Origin of the sequence: Collinsella aerofaciens (genome assembly GCF_018785245.1) — a bacterium.
GTDB lineage: Bacteria > Actinomycetota > Coriobacteriia > Coriobacteriales > Coriobacteriaceae > Collinsella > Collinsella aerofaciens_AD.
In genome coordinates this window covers 1-24,572 of the sequence record NZ_WQPL01000013.1, presented here as the reverse complement: position 1 = coordinate 24,572, position 24,572 = coordinate 1, and the positions used below count along the sequence as shown (strand labels likewise).

General features: G+C 61.5%; 19 protein-coding genes and 1 tRNA gene. 15 read left to right on the top strand and 5 right to left on the bottom strand.

Features of this window, described 5'->3' with window-relative positions; translation table 11 throughout:
• Positions 1-211: 211 nt before the first annotated feature.
• From GPK39_RS02820 to glmU, 3 genes are all read right to left on the bottom strand, one after another.
• The gene (locus GPK39_RS02820) at positions 212-1,228 is read right to left on the bottom strand and encodes an endonuclease domain-containing protein (protein ID WP_252204600.1); all 1,017 of its coding nucleotides are present in this window, start codon (positions 1,226-1,228) and stop codon (positions 212-214) included.
• 553 nt (positions 1,229-1,781) lie between these two features.
• The gene (locus GPK39_RS02815) at positions 1,782-2,768 is read right to left on the bottom strand and encodes a ribose-phosphate diphosphokinase (protein WP_022094252.1); all 987 of its coding nucleotides are present in this window, start codon (positions 2,766-2,768) and stop codon (positions 1,782-1,784) included.
• Positions 2,769-2,959: 191 nt separating this feature from the next.
• A complete protein-coding gene (gene glmU, locus GPK39_RS02810; protein ID WP_215673695.1) occupies positions 2,960-4,372 on the bottom strand; it encodes a bifunctional UDP-N-acetylglucosamine diphosphorylase/glucosamine-1-phosphate N-acetyltransferase GlmU in 1,413 nt (470 codons plus the stop codon).
• A gap of 196 nt (positions 4,373-4,568) precedes the next feature.
• On the opposite strand from glmU, the gene GPK39_RS02805 reads away from it, so the two are divergent.
• From GPK39_RS02805 to GPK39_RS02795, 3 genes are read left to right on the top strand one after another with little or no spacing between them, the layout of a single operon-like run.
• Positions 4,569-5,456, top strand: a complete 888-nt coding sequence (locus GPK39_RS02805) for an energy-coupling factor transporter transmembrane component T (protein ID WP_338404380.1) — start codon at positions 4,569-4,571, stop codon at positions 5,454-5,456.
• On the top strand, positions 5,456-7,099 hold the full coding sequence (locus GPK39_RS02800) for an ABC transporter ATP-binding protein (RefSeq protein WP_215673693.1): 1,644 nt from the start codon (positions 5,456-5,458) through the stop codon (positions 7,097-7,099). Before GPK39_RS02805 ends, GPK39_RS02800 begins: the two co-directional genes overlap by 1 nt.
• A 4-nt stretch (positions 7,100-7,103) precedes the next feature.
• Positions 7,104-7,817 carry a DUF6580 family putative transport protein gene (locus GPK39_RS02795; RefSeq protein ID WP_215673692.1) on the top strand — a complete coding sequence of 238 codons (714 nt, stop codon included), beginning with the start codon at positions 7,104-7,106 and terminating at the stop codon, positions 7,815-7,817.
• A gap of 149 nt (positions 7,818-7,966) precedes the next feature.
• Here GPK39_RS02795 and GPK39_RS02790 read toward each other — a convergent pair whose 3' ends face one another.
• Entirely contained in the window at positions 7,967-8,785 is an 819-nt protein-coding gene (locus tag GPK39_RS02790) for an exodeoxyribonuclease III (RefSeq protein WP_215673691.1), read from the bottom strand.
• A 135-nt stretch (positions 8,786-8,920) separates the two neighbouring features.
• Here GPK39_RS02790 and GPK39_RS02785 point away from each other — a divergent pair, with 135 nt between their 5' ends.
• The 4 genes from GPK39_RS02785 (at position 8,921) to GPK39_RS02770 (ending at position 13,668) form a co-directional block, all read left to right on the top strand.
• A complete protein-coding gene (locus tag GPK39_RS02785) occupies positions 8,921-9,673 on the top strand; it encodes an NAD-dependent protein deacylase (protein ID WP_215673690.1) in 753 nt (250 codons plus the stop codon).
• A gap of 95 nt (positions 9,674-9,768) precedes the next feature.
• A complete protein-coding gene (gene folP, locus GPK39_RS02780; RefSeq protein ID WP_215673689.1) occupies positions 9,769-11,517 on the top strand; it encodes a dihydropteroate synthase in 1,749 nt (582 codons plus the stop codon).
• The gene (locus GPK39_RS02775) at positions 11,518-12,219 is read left to right on the top strand and encodes a hypothetical protein (protein WP_055310271.1); all 702 of its coding nucleotides are present in this window, start codon (positions 11,518-11,520) and stop codon (positions 12,217-12,219) included.
• A gap of 252 nt (positions 12,220-12,471) precedes the next feature.
• Positions 12,472-13,668, top strand: a complete 1,197-nt coding sequence (locus GPK39_RS02770) for an ATP-binding protein (RefSeq protein ID WP_195624825.1) — start codon at positions 12,472-12,474, stop codon at positions 13,666-13,668.
• A gap of 106 nt (positions 13,669-13,774) precedes the next feature.
• Here the strand turns inward: GPK39_RS02770 and GPK39_RS02765 are convergent, their stop codons facing one another.
• The gene (locus tag GPK39_RS02765; protein ID WP_158554584.1) at positions 13,775-14,548 is read right to left on the bottom strand and encodes a type III pantothenate kinase; all 774 of its coding nucleotides are present in this window, start codon (positions 14,546-14,548) and stop codon (positions 13,775-13,777) included.
• Between the two features lie 197 nt (positions 14,549-14,745).
• Here GPK39_RS02765 and GPK39_RS02760 point away from each other — a divergent pair.
• The 8 genes from GPK39_RS02760 (at position 14,746) to GPK39_RS02725 (ending at position 24,063) form a co-directional block, all read left to right on the top strand.
• Positions 14,746-14,822: transfer RNA gene (locus tag GPK39_RS02760), tRNA-Met, on the top strand.
• 528 nt (positions 14,823-15,350) lie between these two features.
• Positions 15,351-17,381, top strand: a complete 2,031-nt coding sequence (gene bilR, locus GPK39_RS02755; RefSeq protein WP_252204596.1) for a bilirubin reductase, long form — start codon at positions 15,351-15,353, stop codon at positions 17,379-17,381.
• A 449-nt stretch (positions 17,382-17,830) separates the two neighbouring features.
• A complete protein-coding gene (locus GPK39_RS02750; protein ID WP_035136573.1) occupies positions 17,831-18,226 on the top strand; it encodes a helix-turn-helix domain-containing protein in 396 nt (131 codons plus the stop codon).
• 180 nt (positions 18,227-18,406) lie between these two features.
• Entirely contained in the window at positions 18,407-21,289 is a 2,883-nt protein-coding gene (locus GPK39_RS02745) for a proton-conducting transporter transmembrane domain-containing protein (protein ID WP_215673688.1), read from the top strand.
• Between the two features lie 12 nt (positions 21,290-21,301).
• Complete coding sequence (locus tag GPK39_RS02740) at positions 21,302-21,904, top strand: NADH-quinone oxidoreductase subunit B family protein (protein WP_215673687.1); 603 nt, start codon at positions 21,302-21,304, stop codon at positions 21,902-21,904.
• Positions 21,904-22,620: an NADH-quinone oxidoreductase subunit C gene (locus GPK39_RS02735; RefSeq protein WP_215673686.1), complete on the top strand. Its 717-nt coding sequence runs from the start codon at positions 21,904-21,906 to the stop codon at positions 22,618-22,620. The genes GPK39_RS02740 and GPK39_RS02735 overlap by 1 nt, the downstream gene beginning before the upstream one ends.
• A 5-nt stretch (positions 22,621-22,625) precedes the next feature.
• Positions 22,626-23,714, top strand: a complete 1,089-nt coding sequence (locus GPK39_RS02730) for a hydrogenase large subunit (protein WP_215673685.1) — start codon at positions 22,626-22,628, stop codon at positions 23,712-23,714.
• A 7-nt stretch (positions 23,715-23,721) separates the two neighbouring features.
• Positions 23,722-24,063, top strand: coding sequence for a 4Fe-4S dicluster domain-containing protein (locus GPK39_RS02725; RefSeq protein ID WP_215673684.1), 342 nt, complete (start codon positions 23,722-23,724; stop codon positions 24,061-24,063).
• Positions 24,064-24,572: the final 509 nt, after the last annotated feature.

Genomic DNA, 24,572 nt, shown 5'->3' with positions numbered 1-24,572 from the left:
TAAACCAAGAGGTCTTTGACTGTCAAAATTGGGACCGCGGAACTGCCACGGCGCTTTGGGGAGCACATTTTGCGCTATTTCAGATCTTTCGAGTCTTCAAATGAGGTGACTGGCGCCGGGATGGCGGCAAACTACCTCGATATTAGCCGTCTTTTTATACAAATCTGAACTAACTGTCCAGCCATGCTAGGTAACACTGGGTAAAAGTCTTTTAGACCGGCGCGAGGCCGATTCCGGCCCGCAGGGCGTTGAGCCAGGCAGCCTGACGCTTGCGATAACCCTTGATGCGGTAGCGGAATCGAACCCCCGCAAGTCGATGCATCGTCTGGGCGAAGGCTTCGAGTGCAACAAGGTCCTTCATTTGGTCACGATTGATAACCAGGACGTGGATACCCATGGCTTTAAGGCCATTGTTGCGACTGCCATCGTGGATGCGGGCGTTTTGAAGCTCATGTCCAATTCCGTTGTATTCGTTGTCGATTCCGGCGGCCGGGCAATATAAGTCGCAGATGGCGTAGGGGATGCCCGAGGACATGTTGACCGCAAGGGTGTCGAAATCGACACGATAGTTGAGCAGCAGGCCTCCCATGGGCAAACTGCAACACCCGAATCCGCCAAAGCGCATGGGCGCGCCCAGGACGGCGAACATCAATGATTCCGCTGGGGATGCGGATCCGGCCTGGGCGAGTTTGACAGCCGTACGAAACGAGGCGTAGGAACTACTTTTGGCAAACCGTGCGACTGCCTCGAGTTCTTCGATGGTTGTAGCGGGTTCGCATCTATAGTGTGCCTGTTCGTAGCGTGTTTCGGCTGGCTTTTCGGGTGTCGGTTGGTCGCCCTGGCAATCGAGGTCGTCCATCGCTTCGAAGCTGTTGGCCTTGGGCCACGTGTCGTCGTAGGCGATGGGGTAAGTTGCCTCGGGCGGAAGTGAGTAGGTTCCGAGCAGCTCCATAAGGAGCATCAAGGTTTTGGCGACTGATTCATTTTTGGAACAAAGCATGGCTGTCATGGCAGGAGACGTTGCGTAGATGTCGGCCTCGACGTGCATAATTGCACCTTCAGGAAGAGGAGTGGAGAGAATATGCTGAAGAAGTCGCTTGTCGGGGCGCCTGTTGTCTTCGTTTGAAACGAGAAGATCGAGCAGTTCGGAATCATCTTCATTCCAGGCGTCGAGTATCGAAAGTGCGCCAAAGTCTATCGCGTCATTGTTGGGAATGCAGCCAGCCAAGGCCTGTGCTTGCTGTTCGCTATCAACGGAGTCCCAGGGTAGGGCAGAGTACGCCCGTCGTGCGCGACGAATTGCGCGGAGGGCGGAGAGATGTGAAATCACGGTCGTCATAGCTATAACGTACTAAGTTGGCGGCAGAATGCGACCGCCATACCGTTCTTTTCGCTCAGCGGGGCGCTGCGCGCCATGAACGGCTGGGTGTTATGAAATCGGTGGAATCGGTTGAGGGGATTGCAGGAAATTGAGCTCTGCCGCGAAGGTTGACGATAGCTACTGGACAGTTAGTTCAGATACGTATAAGACGACGGGCGTTCGAGGCGTTTCTAAGGGCTTTCTAGGGCGATTTGAGGGTAAATATGCGGCGGTCGTACTCGAAAGCGATGAGCTTTGGGCAGTATGGCGTTCGCCGGGGAGCTCAGAACGGCCTTTGGAGCTTTAAAAAAATACGTATCTGAACTAATTGTCCAGGGAAGGTTGTCGAGGGGTAGAAAAAGGGTCGGAAGCGAGCTTCCGACCCTTTAAAAACACCAAAGATGATGAGATGCACGCTGGATTACAGCGCGAAGTCGCCGCCGACGAGCGTGGAGACGGGCTCCTCGTGGTAAACGGCGGAGATGGCCTGAGCGAACTCCTCGGCGACCGAGATGGTCTTGATCTTGCCGCCGACCTCGACGGGAATGGCGTCGGTGACGAGGCACTCGACGATCGGGGCGTCGTTCAGACGCTCGATGGCCGGACCGGAGAAGATACCGTGGGTGGCGCAGACGTAGATATCGCCAGCGCCCATAGCCTTGAGCTCCTTGACGTTGGCGCACAGGGTGCCAGCGGTGTCGATCATGTCGTCATTGATGATGCAGGTCTTGCCCTTGATGTCACCGATGATGCCCATGACCTCGGCGGCGTTGTGGCGCGGACGGCCCTTGTGGGCGATGGCCAGGTCGCAGCCGAGCATGTCGGACAGCTTTTTGGCGGCCTTGGCACGACCCACGTCGGGGGAGACGACAACCAGGTTGTCGGTGTCGAAGTGCATGTCGTTGTAGTACTGGCCAAACAGCGGCAGCGCGGACAGGTGGTTAACCGGGATATCAAAGAAGCCCTGGATCTGACCCTGGTGCAGGTCGAGGGTAATGATGCGGTTGACGCCGGCGCGCTCGAGTAGGTTGGCGACGAGGCGGGCGGTGATGGGCTCACGCGGGCCGGCCTTGCGGTCCTGGCGGGCATAGCCGTAGTGGGTGATGACGGCGGTGATGGAGCGGGCGGATGCGCGCTTGGCAGCGTCGGTGGCGATGAGCAGCTCCATGAGCATGTCGTTGACGTTGCCGCCGGCCACGGACTGAATCAGGAAGACGTCGGCGCCGCGGACGGTCTCGTCGTAGCGGGCGTAAATCTCACCGTTGGCGAACTGCTTTAGCGTAAGGCCCGAAAGCTCGACCCCAAGGTACTCAGCGATCTTCTGAGCGAGGGGACGGTTGGAGGAACCGGAATACACGCGGATGGACTTGCGCATATTCTCCGACTTCTCGGGATCATTAATCGGCATTACCCTTCTCCTTTATATCGAATGCCATATAGATGCCTTGTTGCATTGTAACCGCGCGGCGGGGTTAATCGGGTCTTGATAACGTCTTTACCGTCAACGGACACGAACCGACCACTCATCCGGTTGCGCAGGTCACGATAGAAAAAGGAGCCGCCCCCATGGGAACAGCTCCTTAGATGCTTGGTAAAACGTTATACCTCGTCGTCCTCGTGCAGACGGCGGCGATAATCGGCGGCCCAGCCCTCAATATTTATCTGGCGGGCACGACCCAGGCCAAGTGCGTCTGCCGGGACCGGCTCGGTGATGACGGAGCCGGCGGCCACGAGCGCGCCGTCGCCAATCTGGGCGGGCGCGACCATCATGGTGTCGGAGCCGATGAAGGCATCCTTGCCGATGACGGTCTTGTGCTTGTGCACGCCGTCGTAGTTGCAGGTGATGGAGCCCGCGCCCACGTTGACGCCGGAGCCCATGGTGGTGTCGCCGATGTAGGACAGGTGCGGCACCTTAGAGCCCTCGCCGATCGTGGACTTCTTGATCTCCACGTGCGTGCCGGCCTTGGAGCCGTCGAGCATATGGGTGCCCGGGCGCAGGTAGGCGCGCGGGCCGCAGTCGACGCCGTTCTCGATGACGGCCTCGACGGCGATGGTTTCATCGATGGTGCAGCCGCTGCCGACGGTGGTGTCGGTGAGGCGGCTGTTGGGGCCGAGCTGGCACTCCTCGCCCACGGTGACGTGGCCGATCAGGTGCGTCTGCGGCCACACGACGGTGTCGCGGCCGATGACGGCATCGGGACCGATCCAGGCCTGCGTGGGATCGATGAACGTGACGCCCTCGGCCATCCAGTGCTCGTTGATGCGGTCGCGCGCGATGGCGGTGAGCTGCGCGAGCTGAATGCGGCTGTTGACGCCCAGGCCGTCGCGGTAGTCGTCGCAGTGGAAGATGGAGACCACCTGGCCGTGACCCTTGAGGATTTCGAGCATGTCGGGCAGGTAGTACTCGGACTGCGCGTTGTCGTTGCCGATCTCGTTAATGTGGGCGGCGAGCTGCGCGCCGTCAAAGGCGTAGCAGCCGGCGTTGCACTCCAGCAGCGTGGCGGCCTGCTCGGGTGTGCAGTCCTTCTGCTCGATGATGCGCTCGATCTGGCCGTCGGCGCCCAGCTTGATGCGGCCGTAGCCAAAGGGGTCGGGCGGGGTCATGGTCATGACGGTGCAGGCGAGCTCGCCGGTGGCGACGGTCTGCGCGAACTTGGCGACGGTGTCGGCGGTGATGAGCGGCAAGTCGCCGTTGAGCACGACGACGGGGCCTTGCGTGATGCCGCAGGCCTCGAGCGCGACCTTCACGGCGTGGCCGGTGCCCAGGCGCTCGGTCTGCTCGACGCACTCGACCTTGGTGGCGCTGTTGGCGTAGGCGCCGTCGATGAGGGCGCGCATCTCGTCGGCGTGGCTGCCGATGACGACCACGACGCGGCTGCAGCCGGCCTTGATGGTGGCGTCGACGATCCACTGAACCATGGGCTTGCCCAGGATCTTGTGCGAAACCTTGCAGTGGTTCGACTTCATGCGGGTGCCCTCGCCGGCGGCGAGGATAATTGCGGTTGCGTCCATGTGATCTCCTGTTACGTTATAGAGACGTGTGCTTGGAAACGATACACGGCGCAATATGATACCGCAGGCATATGTTGAGCGCGTAACGATTGGATTGCGGCGGTTGAGGCTTGCGCCGCCGGCGTGGCGTTTGCGCTGGCCGTGCATGGCGGCGGTGCTGCGGAGCTGTCGTTTGAGCGAGGGGACGGGGGTGCCCGTGGACAACATACGAGAGGAGTTTGGCGGCGAGCCCGTCGCGGCATTCTCGATGTCGCATCCAGCTGTGCCGGCGCTCTATATAGTGCTGACGCTGGGGCTCACCATGTTCTCGATGCAGCCGGTGCTGATTGCGCTGTCACTTGCGGGCGGGTTGGCGTATGGATTTGCGACGCGTGGGGCTGCCCGCACGCTGGGCGCACTTCGCTGGCAGCTGCCGGTGATTTTGATTATCGCGCTGGTCAATCCACTGTTTAGTGCCTCGGGCTCGACGGAGCTGTTCCGTATTGGCATGCGCGCGGTGTATCTGGAGAGCATGGTATACGGCCTGTGCATGGGCGGGCTGTTTGTGGCGAGCGTGCTGTGGTTTGAGGCCGCGGCGTCGATGCTCGAATACGACAAGGTGCTCGCGCTTTTGGGTAACGCCGCACCGGTGATCGCGCTCATGATCTCGATGTGCATGAGGCTTATCCCGCAGTTTTTGCGCCGCGGCCGTACGGTGCTGGCGGTGCAGGATGCGATTGATGTGCCGGGCCGCGCGCCGGCCGACCCCGTGCGCTCGCGCCTGCGGGCATCGAGTGCATTGATGGGCTGGGGCATGGAAGATTCGTTGGAGCGCGCGGACGCGATGCGCTCGCGCGGGTGGGGCGCCGCGACGCGTCGTACGACGTATGCGCGGTATCGGCTGGGGCGCAGCGACGTTGCCGCGCTGGTTGGGCTTGCGCTGTTTGGTGCTGCCGCGGTGGCGGTGGCGTGGACCGCGACGACGCAGTATTCGTTTTATCCGCAGCTCTCGGTGCCGGCGCCGTGGCCGGGCTATGTCGTGTGCGCTGCCTGGATGGTGCTGCCTTGCGCGTTGCACGCGATTGATGAGAAGAGGTTTGGCTGATGGCTCGGTTGGATAGCTGCTCGGTAACGGGCGGGGCGTGCGGCTCCGATGTGCCTGCGATTGAGGTGCGGGGCCTTAGTTTTGCCTATCCCGGGGCCGAGGCACCGGTGCTCGAGGGGCTTGATTGGCGTGTTTCCCAAGGTGCGTTTGCGCTGCTTGTTGGCGGTACCGGTTCGGGCAAGTCGACGCTACTCTCGCTGCTCAAACCCGAGATCGCGCCGACGGGCGAGCGCGCTGGCGAACTGCGCGTGCTGGGCGAGAGCGTTGCCGACATGGATGTTCGGACGTCCGCGGAGCGCGTGGGCTATGTGTTCCAGGATCCCGAGAACCAGATCGTGTGCGAGACCGTGTGGCACGAGATGGCGTTTGGCCTGGAAAACTTGGGGCTAGCGCGTGACGAGATGCGTCGTCGCGTGGCCGAGACCAGCTATTTCTTTGGGCTGGAGGATTGGCTCCACCGCGATACCGATACGCTTTCGGGTGGTCGCAAGCAGCTGCTGTCGTTGGCCGCCGTGTTGGCGCTCCGCCCGCGCGTGCTGCTGCTCGATGAGCCCACGTCTCAGCTCGACCCCGTTGCCGAGAAGAGTTTTCTGCATGCGCTGTTTCGCGTGAATCGCGAGCTGGGCTGCACGGTTGTTGTGGCGACGCATCAGCCGCGCCCAATGCTCGAATACGCGACGTGTGCGTACCGGATTGAGGACGGTCGCGTGCGCGAGGTGGCGGATATGGCTTCTTTGGGACGCCGAGAATCGCTGTTGTCCGATGACATGTTGGGGTGGGGTGCCATCCGATGTGCAAATAAAGGAGTATTCAGCAGGCGTGAGGACAATTTGGGCTCTCTGGAGCCGCCCGGGGACGTATCGAGCGCGAAAAAAAGTTCGGAATTGGACAAATCGTCTGAATTTGTGGCGCAAACGTCGCTCGAGAACGGCTCGGAAGCCTTCCCGCGCACGGATGGAAGCAGAATACTCCAAAAAATGCACGCTGGGTCGGCTACCACCCTGGCAGGGAGCTGGTTTCGCTACGATCGCGCGGGCGGTTGGGTGCTGCGCGGGCTCGATGCGTCGTTTTCGGCTGGCGCGGTGCATGCGGTTGCGGGCGGTAACGGCTGCGGCAAGTCGACAATGCTTTCGGTGCTGGCGAAGACCGCCAAGCTGCAGCGCGGCCGCATGGTGCGCGGGGCGGCCTCGGCGGCGCTGCTGCCTCAGAATCCCAAAGCATTGCTGGTTGCCGAGACGGTTCGCGATGAGCTGATGGAATGGTCCTCGACCTGCGGATATGACGAGAACTTGGCGCGGGAGCGTGCGGTGCAACTTGGACTGGACGGCCTGGAGACGCGCCACCCCTACGACCTCTCGGGCGGACAGCGCCAGCTGCTCGCACTGGCAAAGCTGCTGCTGATCGGCCCCGAGCTGCTGCTGCTTGACGAGCCCACGAAGGGCTTGGACCTGGAGAGCCGCCGCATCATCGCCCGCGCCCTGCGTGACCATGCGAAGGCTGGCGGCACCGTCATCATGGCTACGCACGATTTGGACTTTGCCGAGCAGGTAGCCGACGACGTCGCCATGATGTTTGACGGCGAGATTGCCTGCATGGAGCCCCCGGCCGACTTCTTTGCCGACAACGTGTTCTATAGGGCGTGATGGGATGACGGATTATCGCGTTTCGCGCCTACTTGCAAAACTGGAGATCCCGCTGTTGTTGGCGGTGCCGGCGGTGATGGCTGCCGCGTTGCTGGCGGGTGTTGAGCAGGCAGCGTTGGCCATGCTGGTTGTGGTGGCGTTGGTACTTGCGCTGTTCTTTGCGGGTTACGAGGCATCTCGTCCGGGTTTGCGCCAGATTATGCCCACGCTGGTGCTGGCGGCGCTGGCGGCGGCGGGGCGCATCCTGTTTGGGCCCATTCCCGACTTTAAACCGGTGAGCGCCATCGCCATTATCGCGGGGGCGACGCTTGGTCGCCGCAATGGTTTTATGGTTGGCGCGCTGGCAGCGCTGACCAGCAATTTCCTTTTTGGGCAGGGCATGTGGACGCCGTGGCAGATGTATGCCTGGGGGCTCGTGGGATACGTTGGCGGTGTGCTGGCGTATGCGGGTGCGTTCGACCGCGCCGACGGCACCGTGCGCATGCCAGCGCTGCTGGCGTACGGCTTTGCGTCGGGCCTGCTCTATGGCGTCGTGATCAACGCGTATGACATCATTGGTTTTGTACAGCCGCTTACTTGGGCGGGTGCCGCGGCGCGTCTTGCCACGGCAGTGCCGTTCGATATTACGCACGGCCTTGCGACCTGCGTGTTTTTGGCCGCCTTGTACAAGCCTTGGTGTCGCCGCATTAACCGTGTCGTCGTGAAATACGGGCTGTAAGGCATTTCGCATTCCCTCACGAACTTGCGGTGGAATAGTTCTCGTTTTTGGCTATTTGCTGCCCAAACAGGAACTATTCCACCGCAACTTATAGGGGGAGAGGGGCCACACAATCTGTTTTCCTCTGTCCCCCCAGGAATTACTTGGGGCTAGAGTTCTAGCGTGAGGGTGACGGGGCAGTGGTCGCTGCCGAAGATGTCGCCGCGGATGCCGGTGTCGCGTACGTTGTCGGCGATTGCGTCGCTTACCAGGAAGTAATCGATGCGCCAGCCGGCGTTGTTCTTGCGGGCATTAAAGCGATAGCTCCACCAGCTGTAGACGCCCTCGACGTCGGGGTTTGCCGCGCGCCAGGTATCGGTAAAGCCGGCGTTGAGCAGCTCGGTAAACTTGCCGCGTTCCTCGTCCGAAAAGCCTGCGTTGCCGCGGTTGGACTTGGGGTTCTTAAGGTCGATCTCCTCATGCGCCACGTTAAAGTCGCCGCAGGTTACGACGGGTTTGCCGGTCTCGCGCTCGAGCGCGTTCAAAAAGCCGCGGTAGGCATCGTCCCAGGCCATACGCACGTCGATGCGCGCGAGCTCATTTTGTGCGTTGGGCGTGTAGACATCCACAAACCAGAATTTGTCGAACTCGAGCGCGCAGACGCGGCCCTCGGTTGCGGCTTGGGCGACGAGCACGGCCGCCTCGCCTTCGCCGGCGTAGGGCAGCAGCGCATCGGCGCACAGTACGCGCAGCGGCTCCTGGCGGCTAAAGACCGCGGTGCCCGAATAGCCTTTACGCTCGGCGTAGCTCCAGGTTTGGTGATAGCCGGGCAGGTCAATATCGACCTGGCCTTCTTGCAACTTGGTCTCTTGCAGCGCCAGGATATCGACGTCGAGTTCTTGCGCGATCTGGATAAAGCTCGGGTCCTTTTTGAGCACGGCGCGCAGGCCGTTGACGTTCCACGAGGCGAAAGTGTAAGTCTGAGGCATGGTGTCCTTTCGACGGGGTTGGCAGGCTTAAGATTAGCGCAACAGGGGCGGGGTGGGATCCGCGCATGCTGACTTAAAGGCCGCATGCTGGGACGTCGCTCAACGCTGCCCGACTAACAAGGACGGAGGACTCATATGACGCAGGCAATATCGGACCCCAGGCAGGCCTCCGCCGCGCTGGCGGATCTGTTTGACACCCACAAGCGCGTGGTCTTCTTTGGCGGCGCGGGTGTTTCCACGGCAAGTGGCATTCCCGATTTCCGCAGCGTGGACGGCCTGTATCACCAGCAGTTTGCCTATCCGCCCGAGACCATGCTGTCGCATAGCTTTTACGAGGCGCATCCGGCGGAGTTCTTCGACTTTTACCGCACCAAGATGATCGCGCTTAACGCTAAACCCAACCGCTGCCACACCAAGCTGGCCGAGCTGGAGCGCGCCGGTAAGCTTGATGCCGTGGTGACGCAAAATATCGACGGCCTGCATCAGATGGCCGAATCACAGCGCGTGTTCGAGCTGCACGGATCGGTCCATCGCAACATTTGCCAGTCGTGCGGCACGGTCTATAGCGCCGAGTGGATTTGCTCGCGCGAGCACGAGGATGCCGCGGGCGTGCCTGCGTGCCCCGCGTGCGGCGGCCGCATCAAGCCCGATGTGGTGCTCTACGAAGAGCCGCTCGATGAACATGTGCTGACCGGTGCCGTTGCCGCCATCGCCGCGGCCGATGCCCTCATTGTGGGCGGGACCTCGCTCGTGGTGTATCCGGCGGCAGGCCTTACGCGATACTTTACCGGCGATACGCTGGCCATATGCAACCTTGCTCCCACCGATCAGGATGCAAATGCCGACCTGCTGATTTCTTGCGACATCGCGGCCGCGTTTGCGTTCTAGCCCGCGCGCGCGGATACAATAGAAAGACTGAGTGCAAAGCGACCCCGCCGCCAGCTCCCCAAGCTCGGCGGCGTGGGCATTTTAGGAGGATGTTCATGGCGAACGACAGCAAGACATGGCGGTGCGGAAAGTACGAGCTCAGCTTTGACCGTCCGCGCATCATGGGCGTCCTCAACGTGACGCCCGATTCGTTCAGCGATGGCGGAGAGCACTTCGACCCCGATGCCGCCATCGAGTACGGCCTGGCGATGCTCGACGCCGGCGCCGACATCATCGACGTGGGCGGCGAGTCCACGCGCCCTGGTTTTACCCCGGTCAACCCCGATGAGGAAGCGCGCCGCGTGCTGCCCGTGGTGCGCGCGCTGGCCAAGGAGGGCGCCATCGTCTCGATCGACACGCGTCATGTAGCGGTTGCCAAGGCGGCCGTGCGCTGCGGCGCCTCGATCGTCAACGACGTGACCGGCTTCACCGATCCCAAGATGGTCGAGTTTGTTAAGACGAGCACCTGCGGCGTCATCGTGATGCATGCCGGCGAGGTCGCCGCGCCCGCCCGCACGCACGCAACGGTGCAGCTCGATACCTCGGCTGCGGCGTTTGTTGCCGAGAAGGCACGCGAAGCGGCTGCCGAGGCCGCGCGCGAGGCCGAGAAGCCGGCCCGTCGCCGTCGCGGCAAGTTGCTGGGCGAGCCCAAGGTTGAGGCCAAGCTTCCGGGCGGTGTGGTACAGCCCTCACTGCCGTTTGGCGAGCCGGAGCCCACGTCCGAGCCTGCAACCGAGCTGGGGCAGGAGACGCCGGCCGCCGAGCAGGCTGCTGCCGCCGAGACCGTCGCGCCCGCGCCCGAGGCCGCGCCCGAGGCCACCGAGGCCGCATCGGAGTCCAATGACCGCCTGGCCGCCATGATGCGCCGCAGCGCCCGCCGCGAGGAGGCCTACGTGCCCACCTCTCAGCTCCGCCGCTTTACCCTGCCCGATTCGGCGCCCATCATGCGCCGCGTCATGGGCTTTCTGTCCGACCAGGCCCGCACACTCATCCATGCCGGCGTGTCGCGCGACCGCATCTGCATCGATCCTGGCCCGGGCTTTGGTAAGTCGGCTAACGAGGACATCGTCATCCAGCGTGAGACTGCCAAGATGGCGTCACTGGGCTATCCGCTCATGTGCGCCGTGTCGCGCAAGCGTTTTGTGGGTGCTGTCTCGGGCGTGACCGAGGCCGCCGCGCGCGATGCCGCCACGTTTGGCGTGTGCCTGGGCGCCATCCAGGCCGGTGCCAACATCGTGCGCGTGCACGACGCCGCGGGTTTTGCGCAGTTCCTGAACGGTTACTGGGCCGTCGCCAAGCCGCAGCCGCGCCGTGCGTTTGTGGCCGTGGGCTCCAACTTGGGGCATCGTTGCGACAACATCCGCGCCGCGCGCGACATGATCGCCGAGATTCCGCTCACCTGCGTGTCCAACTCCTCCAAGATCTACGAGAGCGAGCCGGCCTACGAGACGCGCCAGGACGCGTTTGCCAACGCCGTCATCGAGATCAAGACCGAGCTGGCGCCGCTGGTGCTGCTTGACGAGCTCATGAAGATCGAGGCCGAGCTTGGGCGCGACCGCTCCAAAAAGGCCAAGGCCAACGGTCCGCGCACCATCGACCTGGACCTGCTGTGGATGGACGGCGAGACTCACGGCGGCAAAAAGCTGCGCCTGCCGCATCCTCTCATTGGCGAGCGCGACTTTGTGCTGGTGCCGCTCGAGGACCTGATGCACGACCCGGCGCGGTTCTTCCGCTACAACGGTGTCGAGGTCAAGGAGCCCGAGGACCGCGTGGGCCATATCGTGGGCGAATTGGGGCGTATGTAGATGATCGAGATGAATGCTGTTGTCGCCGGTACCGAGCTTGACGCCGCGCGCGACGCGGGCCGCGAGGGTGCGTCCGCGGGCTGGTGCGCTTGGAGCGCGGGCGATGCTTCGCTGACGTTTTCGCTGATCGTGCGCCCGGACGTGAACATGCATGCCTTCCACGGCCTGCCGTTTGTGGCTGCGATGGGCATGATGGACGCGCTCGTGGGCACGGCTTCGACGCCGGGGTTGGGCCTTGCCGGTAAGGTGGGTATCCAGTGGCCGAGCGATATCGTGTGCGGTGCGCCTGCGTTTGAGACGTCGCTCGCGCGTGTTGCCGTGAACGGCGGTGCCGCTGCTGCGGGCATGTTCGGTGCCGTGACGGTGGATATTGAGCGTTCGGCGCTGGGCGAGCTTGGTGTGGACGTGGCTGACGAAGCGCTGGTCGAGACGCTGGCCGCCGCCGTGCTGGCCCGCGTGGACGCTTGGGCGGTTGTTGCCAACACGCCGCAAGGCGCCGCAGGGCCGCTGGCTCCCGTGCTGGGCGAGTACTTCGACATGGTGCCGCTGCTGGGCCGCCAAGTTGCGGCGGTGTCGCCCAACGGCCTGCCGCTTGCGGTCGGTGTGTTTGCAGGCCTGGACATCTGGGGCCGCGCGACCATTAAGACCGATGCCGGCGAGCAGGAGTTTCCGCCCGAGGCCGTACGAATTCGCGGGCTGTAGCGCGGGGCGTTCGCGCCCAAAGATAGACATGACAACAAGACCCTCCTCGGCCTGTGCCGGGGAGGGTTTCGCCTATCTGGGGAATGGGTTGCCAGCGCCCTATTCCTCAAAACTGAAAAATTTTCGTTTTTGAGGAATAGGATTAAGGCAGCTCGGTCTTTCGCGAGGTATATTCGCTATAGAGCCTATTCCTCAAAACTGAAAATTTTTCAATTTTGAGGAATAGCGATAAAAGACCGCGAGGAGGCCCCAATGAAACTCATCAATAGAACGTCATATATGGACACGTTGACGAGCCTTATTGGCGTGCCGGACATCAAGGTCATCACGGGCATCCGTCGTAGCGGTAAATCAAAATTGCTCGAGGCCCTCCGCGATTACGTGGAGGCAAATCTGTCCAATTCGAATGTCATCCATATCAACTACAACCTCGATGAGTTCGAGAATCTGCTCGAGTATCACGCGCTGCTCGCCTATGTAAAAGAGCATCGAGTGTCCGGCAAACAAAACTTTCTGCTTATCGATGAAGTTCAGATGTGCGACGGTTTTGAGCGTGCGATCAACAGCCTCCACGCATCCGAGCAGTACGACATATTCATTACCGGATCGAATGCCTTTTTGCTGTCGAGCGATCTGTCGACGCTCTTTACGGGGCGTACGTTTGAGATCGAGGTTTTCCCATTCTCGTTTGAGGAGTATCGACTCTATGGCGACGAGGGCGAGGTCGACCGCGACTTCGATGAGTACGCGAGAACCGGCGGTATGTCCGGCTCCTACCCTTATCCACTGCAGGAGCAGCGTTATCAATATCTCTCCAATGTCTTCAAAACGCTCATCGTGAGAGATATCGTGCAGCGGCATAACGTGAGAAACGAATCGGCGCTGCTGCGCATTGCCGATTACATGATGGACAACGTATCCAACATAACGTCGGCACGTAACATTACGGATATTTTGAACGCGGATGGGCTAAAGATAACGAACAAGACGGTCGGCACGTACATGGGGTGCCTGTGCGATGCGTTTGCCTTCTATAAAGTTCGTCGGTACGACATCCGCGGCAAAAAATACCTTAAGAGCGGCGAGAAGTATTACCTGGCAGACCACGCGTTCAAATACGCGCTGCTCGGTACACGTGATATGGATTGGGGACGCGTATACGAGAACATGGTGGCAATCGAGCTGCTGCGCCGCGGATACGAGGTATACGTCGGCGTGCTCTATAAAAAGGAAATAGACTTTGTAGCAATCAAGCGAAGCGAGAAGCTCTACATTCAGGTGAGCGACGACATCAGCTCGGATAAGACATTTGAACGCGAGATTTCACCACTGCTGAGCATTGGCGACGCGTACCCCAAGATGATTCTCGCCCGCACGCATCACGAGGCCACGGACCGCAATGGGGTGCAGATCGTGGACCTGGCGAGGTGGCTGTGCGACGAGGCCTAGCAGAAAGCCCTATTCCTCAAAACTGAAAATCTTTCGATTTTGAGGAATAGGGCCGATGCGTTGCCTAGTTCGCCGCTCGCGCTCGTGCTCGACTTAAGCCCCTGTCCTATCCCAGCTCCTGCATGCGGCGGTAGATTTCGCAGATACCCTTGATGGTGAGCTGTCCGTCGACCACGTCGAAGGCATCGGTCGAATCGGCGACGATGCTGGCGAGACCGCCCGTGGCGATAACGGTGGCATCCTCGCGGCCCAGCTCGCGCTTCATGCGCGCGACCAGGCCCTCAGCCATGGCGGCGGCGCCCGTTACGGCGCCGACCTTGATGCACTCCTCGGTATCGCGGCCGATGGCGTGCTCGGGCGCCTCGAGCGGCACGCTGGCGAGCTTGGCGGCACGGGCGGCAAGCGCGTCCATGGAGATGCGGATGCCCGGCGCGATCGCTCCGCCAATGTAATAACCGTCCTCATCGATGACGTCGATATTGGTCGCGGTGCCAAAGTCCACCACGATTGCCGGCGCGCCGTAGAAAGTCTCGGCCGCAACGGCGTTGGCGACGCGATCGGCACCTACGGCCTGGGGGCGCGCCGCGCGCAGCTTGGTCACCGCGGCCGTCTGCGGCCCGATGACGATGGCGTCCGCGGCAATGCGGTCGGCCACGGCGTGCCACTCGCGCGAGAGCTGCGGCACCACGCCCGCAAAGGCGATTGCGTCGACCGCATCGAGCGAAAGGCCGTACATCTTAAAGAAACCCATCAGGCGCACGTGGATCTCGTCGGCGGTATAGGAGCGGTCGGTGGGCATACGCCACGACTGCACCAGCTCGTCTCCGTCAAACAGGCCCATGGCCGTCTGCGTGTTTCCCATATCGATAGCGAGCAGCATGTCTACTCCCAGTGTTGGCATAAAAGGACGCGCACCATTGTATACGCGCCGCCGACGGCGCTCGGCTGCGATTCGTTTACGGTGATAGGGGCTGAGGGGTTTTAAATATGAAGGAATTATGCTCTACGAGATTTTCCTTGCCGCTTACCGAACTCCCGCGTAGTATTCTTTCTTGCGCACATGAGGCGCCCAGACATTGCGGGGTGGAGCAGTCTGGTAGCTCGCCGGGCTCATAACCCGGAGGTCGTAGGTTCAAATCCTGCCCCCGCGACCAAGAACTTGCAGCTCGTCGGCCTAGCCGGCGAGCTTTTTTGTTATTCCGGGACTGTGTTTTCGGTCCAATTCTCGGCCTCTCAAACAAAATCTCGATCTGTAACATCTAGACCCGATTTGGGCGGCTTGGTGTTACAGATCGAGATATACCGGTGGGTTGGGTCGTGTTTGTCTAAATCTGTAACACGAGGGACGGATTTTGCCGAGTAACTGTTACAGATTTAGATTTTCTAGCAGGCGGGTTTGGTTTGTCTCGATCTGTAACAGATAGGGGCCAAAAGTGGGCCTAGCTGTTACAGATCTAGATTGTTGAGGATGGGCCGAGAGGAATGTCTCGATCTGTAACAGTAAGACCCGGTTTTGCCGCGTAACTGTTACAGATTGAGACAAACCGACGGGCCGCCCCGCCCCATCCACCTGCCGCCACCTGATATTCGCCGATTTTCGTTGTGCCGCTGTGCCCCCATGCCATATCCTCTAGACAACTACACGGCATCATCGCCGTCGCGCCTACAAGAGAGGAATATCCATGACCGCACCTGCATCCAAGCTGCTCCAGCCCATTACGGTTGGCCCCCTTGAGCTCAAGAACCGCATTATGTTCCCGCCGTTGACCACCGGCTACGAGGAGCGCGACGGCTCCATTGGCGAGCGCAGCCTGGCTTTTTACGAGCGCCTGGCCCGTGGCGGCGTGAGCTACATCGTCATCGGCGACGTTGCTCCCGTCATGACCGCAAGCCCCACGCCCAAGCTGGCAACCGACGCCCAGATCCCCACGTTTAAGGCGCTGGCCGATGCCGTCCACAAGCACGGTGCCAAGGTCGCGCTGCAGCTGTTCCACCCCGAGTACGACGTGCCCGGTGTCGGCCGCATGGTCATGGGTTCCATGGCCGCCGCCAAGGCCGCGCAGGAGGCCAAGGCCGCCGGCGACGAGGAGACCTTTGCCGCCAAGATGGCCGAGTCCAACGAGATCCGCAACCAGGCCTACGCCAAGCTGCATCACGACATGCAGCACTTTGTGAACGAGGCGAGCGTAGAGCAGCTCACCCAGATCAAGGAGGCCATCGCTGCCTCGGCCGCTCGCGCGCAGCAGGCCGGCATCGACGCCATCGAGGTCCACGGCGACCGCTTGGTGGGTTCGCTGTGCTCGGCCATCCTCAACCAGCGCACCGACGAGTACGGTGGCTCGTTCGAGAACCGCGTTCGCTACGCGCTGGAGGTCGTCGCTGCCATTAAGGAAGCCGCGCCGCAGCTGATGGTGGAGTACAAACTCCCCGTGATTATGGAGAACCCCGACGGCACGCCGCGCGGCAAGGGCGGCCTGCAGCCCGACGAGGCCTGCGAGTTTGCCAAGCTGCTTGAGGGCGCGGGCATCGACATGATCCAGGTCGCACAGGCCAACCACACCGGCAACATGGGCGACACCATTCCGCCCATGGGCGCCATGCCCTACAACTGGACGCTGCCCGTGGCCGAGCGCGTCAAGGCCCTGGTCTCCGTGCCGGTGGCAACCGTGGGCCGTGTTGTCTCGGTCGAGGCCGGCGAGAAGATTCTGGAAGACGGCGCGGCCGACATCATCGCCTACGGCCGCTCGCTCATGTGCGACCCCGACATTGCGCTGAAGGCCGCCACGGGTGAGCCCATCCGCGAGTGCCTCAACTGCAACAAGGGTTGCGTCGACGCGATTCAAAACCGCAAGTACATTTCGTGCGTGCTCAACGCCGAGAACGGCGACGAGGCGACCATCGCCATTAAGCCGGGCGAGGGCGACAAGAAGATTGCCGTGGTGGGCGGCGGCATCGCCGGCCTGGAGGCCGCGCGCGTGGCGGCCAAGCGCGGCTACGACGTGACCGTCTACGAGGCGAGCGACCATCTGGGCGGCCAGATTGTGCTGGCGGCCGCGCCCCCGCGCAAGGACGAGATCATGCGCTCGGTCGAGTATTACGAGAAGATTCTGCCCGGTCTGGGTGTGAAGGTTGAGCTCAACCATGCCGCTACCGCTGAGGACCTCAACGCCGCCGACGCCGCGATTGTGGCTGTGGGCGCACACGACGTGGTCATTCCCGTTCCGGGCGCCGATTCGGACAAGGTCGTCTCGAGCTGGGACGTGCTGGCCGGCAAGGTGGAGCTTACGGGCCGCGTCGCCGTCATTGGCGGTGGCCTGGTGGGCACCGAGACTGCCGAGTACCTGCTGCAGCACGGCTGCGAGGTGGCGATCGTGGAGATGCTCGACAAGATTGCCGCGGGCGAGTCCGAGACCATTCTGCCGCTGATCATGAGCGACTTTGCCGAGCACAACGTGGAGCAGCACGTGAAGACCCGCCTGACCGCCATTACCGACGAGGGCGTGGAGGCTGTTAGCACCACCGAGGACGGCGCCGAGGAGCCGGTGAAGATCGCCTGCGATTACGTGGTGATGGCCGTGGGCTCCAAGGCCAACGCGTTTGACCTGGATGGCGTGACGGTGCCCGTGACCTGCGTGGGCGACTGCTCGGGTGAGCGCACCGCCGACATTGCGAGCGCCATTCGCACGGCGTATCACGCAGCCAACGAGCTGTAGTTGAACATCGCGGCCAGGCGGGGCGGTAGCACGGATCCGTCTCGCCCGGCTGTGCCCCGTCGGGTGTCAACCGGTGCGGGGCCTGCAAGCGCAGCAGGTCCCGCCCTTTTTGTTTTGCTCCGGTGGATGGCAATGCGCGGTAACCATGAGGAGTGAGGACGTCTACTGCCTCGCAGATCACTCAAAATTATTGGGGGAGGGGTTAATAACTATATCCTCTATATCAAAGGACATAAAGAGATGCCAATTTTGTTGACAAGCGAATGACGATTAGCTGCGAGTCAGCTACCAGCGTAAATAATCGATAAAGAAATGTCGTAATTTGGTGCCAAATGCCCAGATAACGCCGCGTCTATTTTAATTAACTGCTTTGAGCAAACAGTAAAATGCTACTATCTAACTTGCACGTAAGAAAGCAGATTAACGGTTAAGGCTAAGAAGTGGCAGGTATGTCGGAAGCAACTAGGACTCGCACGCATGCGCCCGAGGTTAGGCAGCGCGCCGTCGAGATCCTCCAAGAGGGGGTCGGTCATCGCGCCCTCGCCGCGGAGCTTGGCATTCCCCAGGCCACGGCTCGTCAGTGGGCCCGCGCGTATGCCGTGGGCGGTGCCGACGCCGTTCTCAATGCCGGTTCGCATCATCACACCTACTCGTACGACGTAAAGCTCGCTGTGGTTAAGGACCGTCTGGAAAACGGCTTGACGGTTCGCGAGGCCATGATCAAGCACAAGATTCCCAGCGAGTCTTCGGTCAAGGCTTGGTGCCGTCAGTACCGCGAGAGCGGTGAGGCCGCACTGGTCGATAAGCCGCGCGGTCGCAAGCCGCGCGTTAAAAAGGCGGAATAGCGAACGGGATGGTGCGCCCACGGGGGCGCATTTTTCTTGCCGCCCCTCTGCTCCAATGCGGACGTGCCCTTACCCCGTACGCCTAAAACTCCCCAGTTGACCGAAAACCTGCCGCCGCTGCTCCTCAATTGAGCTATAACGTTAAACAATTGCAGCGTTTTTGCATGGGGGAGTGATGGTATGACGCTACTGTATTTCCTTACCCTGTTTCCGCTGGTACCGGCGCTGAGCATGCTGCTCGCGCGCGGTGACCGCGCCCGCGATGCGGTGGGGCTCATAGGTTCCGGCATTATTATGGCGGTGACGGTTGTAGTCGCCGTCATGTTTTTTGGCACGGGTCCGCAGAGCTTTGAGGTTGCCCCCGGTACCTCGCATGTGCTCTCGATCATCAGCTCCGTCATCGACGTCATCCTGTGCGCCGTCATCCTATACAACGCGTACAAATATAGGAACGCGCTCACCACGGTGCTCGGCATAGTCCAACTGGTGGGCTCGCTCGGCTTTGCAGCCATGACGCTGCCCGCGACCGAAGCCGTCACCGCAACCCCGCTCTACCTGGACTACATGAGTGTGATCATGGTGCTCGCCGTTGGCATTGTCGGCAGCCTTATCTGCGTGTATGCCCTGGGCTACATGAAGGACTTCCAGGCCCATGACGAGCACGAGGCCGCGCTGCGCGGGCAGACCGCGCCCGACCGTCGCCCGCAGTTCCTGGCGCTCATGTTCCTGTTCCTCTCGGCCATGTTCGTCATCGTGACGAGCGACAACCTTGAGTGGCTGTTCTGCGGCTGGGAAATCACCACCGTGTGCTCGTTCCTCATGATTGGCTACACGCGCACGCCCGAGGCCATCAAAAACGCCTTCACCCAGATCATCCTCAACATGCTGGGCGGCATCGCGTTTTTGGCGGGCCTTATGTTTCTGCACGTCAACGGCATGCCGCTGACCATCTCGGGCATGATCGAGCTTTCCGGCGCCGGTACCGCGCAGTCCGCACTGCTGGTGATGCCGGTCGTCCTGCTATCGCTCGCCGCCCTTACCAAGGCCGCACAGATGCCGTTCCACACTTGGCTGCTGGGCGCCATGGTTGCCCCCACGCCCACGAGCGCCCTGCTGCACTCGTCAACCATGGTCAAAGCCGGCGTGTTCCTGATGGTCAAGCTGAGCCCGCTCTATGCCATCTATCCCGTGACCGGCTTTATGGTCACGAGTGTGGGTGCCATCACGTTTTTGCTCGCTGCCCTCATGGCCATCTCGCAGAGCAACGCCAAGCGTGTGCTCGCGTACTCCACCATTTCCAACTTGGGCCTCATCAGTGCCTGCTTGGGTGTCGGCGCGCCCGAGGCCGTGTGGGCCGCGATCTTCCTGATCCTGTTCCACACGGTGGCCAAGTCGCTGCTGTTCCTGTGCGTGGGCACCGCCGAGCATCATATCGGCAGCCGCAATATCGAGGACATGGACGGCATGTTCAGCCGCATGCCGCACCTGACGCGTCTGATGATGCTGGGCATTATGGGCATGTTTGTGGCGCCGTTTGGCATGCTCGTGTCCAAGTGGGGCGCCCTGGTGGCGTTTGCCCAGACCGGCAACGTGCTCATGATCATGGTGCTTGCCTTTGGCTCGGCCGCGACGTTCTTCTTCTGGGGCAAGTGGCTTGCCAAGCTTTCGGGCGTCGACCCCACGGCTCAAAACGTCGAGGTCAATGTCCATAAGACCGAATGGATGGCGCTCAACACCATCGCCGCGCTGCTGATTCTGTGCTGCGTGGCGTTTCCGGTTATCTCGAGCGGTCTGGTGTCGCCTTACCTCGCCATGGTGTTTGGCCGCGTGCCGTACGTTATTGGCAAGGACGCCATGTATCTGATGGTGGTTATCGTGGCTTTTATCGCCGTGGTGCTGCTGACTTCATTCCGCGTGAGCAACAAGCCGCACGTCAACGTGTACCTTTCGGGTGTGGGAACCGACAAATATCGCCATTTCCGCGGCTCGATGGGACACGAGGTGAAGGCCGAAAAGCGCAATTGGTACTCGGAGGACGCCCTTGGCGAGAAGCGTATTGGCCCCGCGGGCAGCGTCGTGTGCTGTAGCATTATCTTGTTTGCGCTGCTGTGTTGCGCGTGGATTGGGCCCGAGCGGCTTGCCATGAGTGCGCCCTCGGTGCTGCGCGGTAAGTATTTCGAAGGCTCGGGCGTCGTGGGCATATTTATTGGTACCGTGGTGTTTGCCCTGCTGGCGCCGCTTGTGGGCGGCCTGATTGACGGTCTTGACCGTAAGCTTTCGGCTCGCATGCAGGGCCGCGTGGGCCCGCGCCTGCTGCAACCCTTCTACGATGTGGCCAAGCTCCTGCGCAAGGCCCCCGCCAGCGTAAACACCATGGACGACACCTACATGGCGTGCGCGCTCATCTTTACCGTGGTGGGCGGCGGCATCTTTGTGTCGGGCTCCAACACGCTGCTGTGCGCCTTTATGGTGACGCTCGCCGCGATCTTTGTGGTGCTGGCGTCCGCCTCGACGCAAAGCCCGTTTGCCCAGGTTGGCGCCGATCGCGAGCTGCTGCAGGTTATGAGTTACGAGCCTGCCGTTCTGCTGATGAGCGTGGGCCTGTACCTTGCCACCGACAGCTTCGATTCCATTGCCGTGACGGGGCAGTCGGCCCCCATCATCGTGTACAGCGCACCCATTTTCCTCGCGTTGCTCGCGGTGCTTACCATCAAGCTGCGCAAGTCGCCGTTTGACCTTTCGTACTCGCATCACGCGCATCAGGAGATTGTCCAGGGCGTCGCCACCGAGATGAGCGGCGGCACGCTGGCCAAGATGACCCTTATGCACTGGTGCGAGACCGTGCTGTTTTTGATGTGGGTGGGCATGTTCTTTGTTTGGGACAACCCCGTGAGCTGGGTTGTAGCCCTGGTCGTGATGGCCGCGACGTATTTTGTCGAGGTGCTGATCGACAACACCTTCGCCCGTAGCACCTGGCGCAGCTGCTTTAAGCTCGGATGGGGCGTGGCGCTGGTGTTTGGCCTACTCAACCTTATGCCCATCCTCGTCGACGTGTTTATTTAGGAGGCGGCATCCATGGATCATAAAATGTCGCGCTCGCCGTGGGTTATTCATTACGACGGCTCGAGCTGCAACGGATGCGATATCGAGGTGCTGGCCTCGCTCACGCCGCTGTTCGATGCGGAGCGCTTTGGCGTGGTCAACACCGGCAACCCCAAGCATGCGGATATCTTTTTGGTGACGGGGTCGGTCAATGCCCAGAACCTGCCTGTCGTGCGCCAGATCTACAACCAGATGCTCGAGCCCAAGTGCGTGGTGGCGTGCGGCATCTGCGCGTGTTCGGGTGGCGTGTTCCGCGACGCCTACAACGTGATCGGTGGCGTGGACCGCGCGATTCCCGTGGACGTGTACGCGCCCGGGTGCGCCATTCGCCCCGAGACCGTGATCGATGCCATCGTGGAGGCGTGCGACATCCTGGACCAGAAGGAGGCCGTGATGCGCGCCGGCGGTGACCCGCTCACCGTGGGTGGTGCCGCTACCTGGGACGGTGGCGTTGAGCTGGGCGAGGACGGGTTTGTGGCTGCGGGGGTCGGCGACGCCCCTGCCGGGACGCCCGCCGCACCCGCCGCTGGCGACGCACCCGCTGGGACGCCAGCCGCTGCAAAGGAGGCCGAGTAATGCAAAAGGCAATCTATACCACCGTCGGGATCGACGAACTCCTGTCGCATGTCCAGGCGCTCAAGGGCGTCGGCGCGCGCTTTGTGCAAATGCACGCCGAGCGCAACATCGACGACGGCACGTATCGGCTGGTCTATACGTTTATCGACGTTCGCGCTGTCCAGGAGCATATTGCGCAGGACGGCAGCTATGCGATCGAGAACCTGGTGGTTGAGGGAATTGATCAGTACCAGGAGATTCCGTCCATCAGCTCGTATTACCCGGCGGTGTTCCCGTTTGAAAATGAGGCCCACGACCTATTTGGTCTTGCCATCACCGATATGCAGATCGACTTTAAGGGCTTTTTCTACCAGGTCTCGACTGCCGAGCCCATGAGCGTCATCACGCCCGAGGTGAAGACCGCGCGCGAGAAAGCCATGAAGGTCCGTGCCACTGCCGAGGCCAAGGCGCGCAAGGCCGCGGCCGAGAAGGCCGTCGCTGCCGCGGCTGCGGGGGAGGGTGCCGCGGGTGCCGGCGATGCTACGAGCGCCGCTGCCGCCCAGCCCGCTGCTGCTGCCGGCTTCGATGCTCAGCATGACGATGCCGCTGCGAAGGCCGCGCTCAAGGCCGCCGAGATGGAGGCAAAGCTCGCCGCCATGGATCCCGAGAAAGCGGCCAAGGTCCGTGCGGCGCTTGCCGCCAAGGCCGCCCGCGACAAGCAGAAAAAGGAGGCGTAAGGTCCATGGCACATCGCTCCGTTATTCCGTTTGGCCCGCAGCACCCGGTGCTGCCCGAGCCGCTTCATCTGGACCTGGTGATCGAGGACGACCGCGTCATCGAGGCAATTCCGCAGATCGGCTTTGTGCACCGCGGACTCGAGAAGCTCACCGAAAAGCGCGACATGCACCAGTTTGGCTACATCGCCGAGCGCATCTGCGGCATTTGCGCCGTGGGCCACAGCTGCGGTTATGCCAGCGCCTGCGAGCGTATGCTCGGCATCGAGGTGCCCGGCCGCGTGCAGTATATCCGCACTATTTTACACGAGCTTTCGCGCATCCACTCGCATCTGCTGTGGCTGGGCCTGCTCGCCGACGCCTTTGGCTTTGAGGCGCTGTTCTATCGGTCGTGGACCCTGCGCGAGCAGATTCTCAAGAGCTTTGAGAGCACCTGCGGCGGCCGCGTGATTCTGTCGATCAACGAAATCGGCGGCCTTAAGCACGACATTGAGGACTCCGAGCTGGCGGGTATTGTCCAGACGCTCGACGCCATGCGCCCCGACTACGAGGTCCTGGTGCATACGTTTTTGGACGACAACAGCTGCGGCGAGCGCCTGCATGGCGTGGGCGTGATCAGCAAGAAAGACGCGCTGGATCTGTCGATGGTCGGCCCGTTCGGCCGCGCCTCGGGCGTGGATTACGACGTGCGCATGTTCGGCGACGGCGCCTATGCGGATCTGGCCGCGTTTGAGCCCATCGTTGCTACCGATGGCGACTGCTATGCCCGCTGCCAGGTGCGTTGCGCCGAGGTCACGCAGGCCATGGACATTATCAAGGAGCTTGTCGGCAAGATTCCGCACGACGGCATCGGCGGGCGTACCAAGCTCACACCGGCCGACGGCGCGCGCGGCGAGGTTGTGATTGAGCAGCCGCGCGGCGAGGCGTATTACTATGTGCGCGGCAACGGCACCAAGAACCTGGACCGTTTCCGCGTGCGCACGCCGACGTCGCAGAACTTGGCGGGTCTGACGCATGCGCTGCAGGGCGTACTCCTTGCCAACGTTCCCATGATTATCCTGACCATCGACCCCTGCATTAGCTGCACGGAAAGGTAGGCGCGGCATGAGTTTGCTGACATTTGCCAAGACGGCCTTGGGCTCTATGGTCAAGCAGCCGGTTACGGTGTGCTATCCGCAGGAGAAGCTCGCGGCGCCCGAGCGCTTGCGCGGGCATATCGTCAACGACATGGACGTGTGTATCTGCTGCGGCATGTGTGCGCGTCGCTGTCCGGCGGGCGCGCTCGCAGTCGATCGCAGGGGTGGAACGTGGTCGATCGACCCGTATGCCTGCGTGGTGTGCGGTGAGTGCATCGAGAGCTGCCCCAAGCACTGCCTGACTATGGACACCGCCCGCACCCCAGTCGCAGCGGACAAGACTCCCACAGTAGAAACCAAGCCGGAATAGCGCTGGAATAGGGCCGGTGGGGCAAAAATGCCCCATCGGCCCCGCGCTTAAACGCGCGGTTGGGCCGCCACGAACAAAACTATGCCGGATTACGGGGCTGGATAGCGAATCTCCGACCATACAGAAAATCGCAAAAACAAAACCGCAGGTAGATAGCCTGCCGTTTTTCAAAAAATGAGGGTATGGATGAGGGCCCCGACTTTTGCCCCGTAATCCGGCATAGTTTTGAAATGGCACCATACCCGTAACAGCTCCTGATCCCCCCAAGGACGGAGGAAAGTGGGTCATTTTTGCCTGATGGCTCCGAGTCGCACCCGTTTTCCTGCGAAAACGCCGTGTCTCAACTTTGGTGAGACATGTGTCTCACGCTCAAAACCGAATCTGGAACATGTGTCACCTGCCCTAATTGTGTCTCATTCCGTAACTTTAGGTAGTGTCGAGAAAGTTGGTGTAAGGGCCCTTGCGGCCCCTGTGTCCGATATCCGGAATCAGTTGATATCCTAGGCCGC

Bases quoted from the DNA above. Each gene is read 5' to 3' on its own strand.
- GPK39_RS02815 (WP_022094252.1), bottom strand. From the start codon at position 2,768: ATGCCGATTAATGATCCCGAGAAGTCGGAGAATATGCGCAAGTCCATC.
- glmU (WP_215673695.1), bottom strand. From the start codon at position 4,372: ATGGACGCAACCGCAATTATCCTCGCCGCCGGCGAGGGCACCCGCATG.
- GPK39_RS02800 (WP_215673693.1), top strand. From the start codon at position 5,456: ATGGCTCGGTTGGATAGCTGCTCGGTAACGGGCGGGGCGTGCGGCTCC.
- GPK39_RS02795 (WP_215673692.1), top strand. From the start codon at position 7,104: ATGACGGATTATCGCGTTTCGCGCCTACTTGCAAAACTGGAGATCCCG.
- GPK39_RS02790 (WP_215673691.1), bottom strand. From the start codon at position 8,785: ATGCCTCAGACTTACACTTTCGCCTCGTGGAACGTCAACGGCCTGCGC.
- GPK39_RS02785 (WP_215673690.1), top strand. From the start codon at position 8,921: ATGACGCAGGCAATATCGGACCCCAGGCAGGCCTCCGCCGCGCTGGCG.
- folP (WP_215673689.1), top strand. From the start codon at position 9,769: ATGGCGAACGACAGCAAGACATGGCGGTGCGGAAAGTACGAGCTCAGC.
- GPK39_RS02775 (WP_055310271.1), top strand. From the start codon at position 11,518: ATGATCGAGATGAATGCTGTTGTCGCCGGTACCGAGCTTGACGCCGCG.
- GPK39_RS02770 (WP_195624825.1), top strand. From the start codon at position 12,472: ATGAAACTCATCAATAGAACGTCATATATGGACACGTTGACGAGCCTT.
- GPK39_RS02765 (WP_158554584.1), bottom strand. From the start codon at position 14,548: ATGCTGCTCGCTATCGATATGGGAAACACGCAGACGGCCATGGGCCTG.
- bilR (WP_252204596.1), top strand. From the start codon at position 15,351: ATGACCGCACCTGCATCCAAGCTGCTCCAGCCCATTACGGTTGGCCCC.
- GPK39_RS02750 (WP_035136573.1), top strand. From the start codon at position 17,831: ATGTCGGAAGCAACTAGGACTCGCACGCATGCGCCCGAGGTTAGGCAG.
- GPK39_RS02745 (WP_215673688.1), top strand. From the start codon at position 18,407: ATGACGCTACTGTATTTCCTTACCCTGTTTCCGCTGGTACCGGCGCTG.
- GPK39_RS02740 (WP_215673687.1), top strand. From the start codon at position 21,302: ATGGATCATAAAATGTCGCGCTCGCCGTGGGTTATTCATTACGACGGC.
- GPK39_RS02735 (WP_215673686.1), top strand. From the start codon at position 21,904: ATGCAAAAGGCAATCTATACCACCGTCGGGATCGACGAACTCCTGTCG.
- GPK39_RS02730 (WP_215673685.1), top strand. From the start codon at position 22,626: ATGGCACATCGCTCCGTTATTCCGTTTGGCCCGCAGCACCCGGTGCTG.
- GPK39_RS02725 (WP_215673684.1), top strand. From the start codon at position 23,722: ATGAGTTTGCTGACATTTGCCAAGACGGCCTTGGGCTCTATGGTCAAG.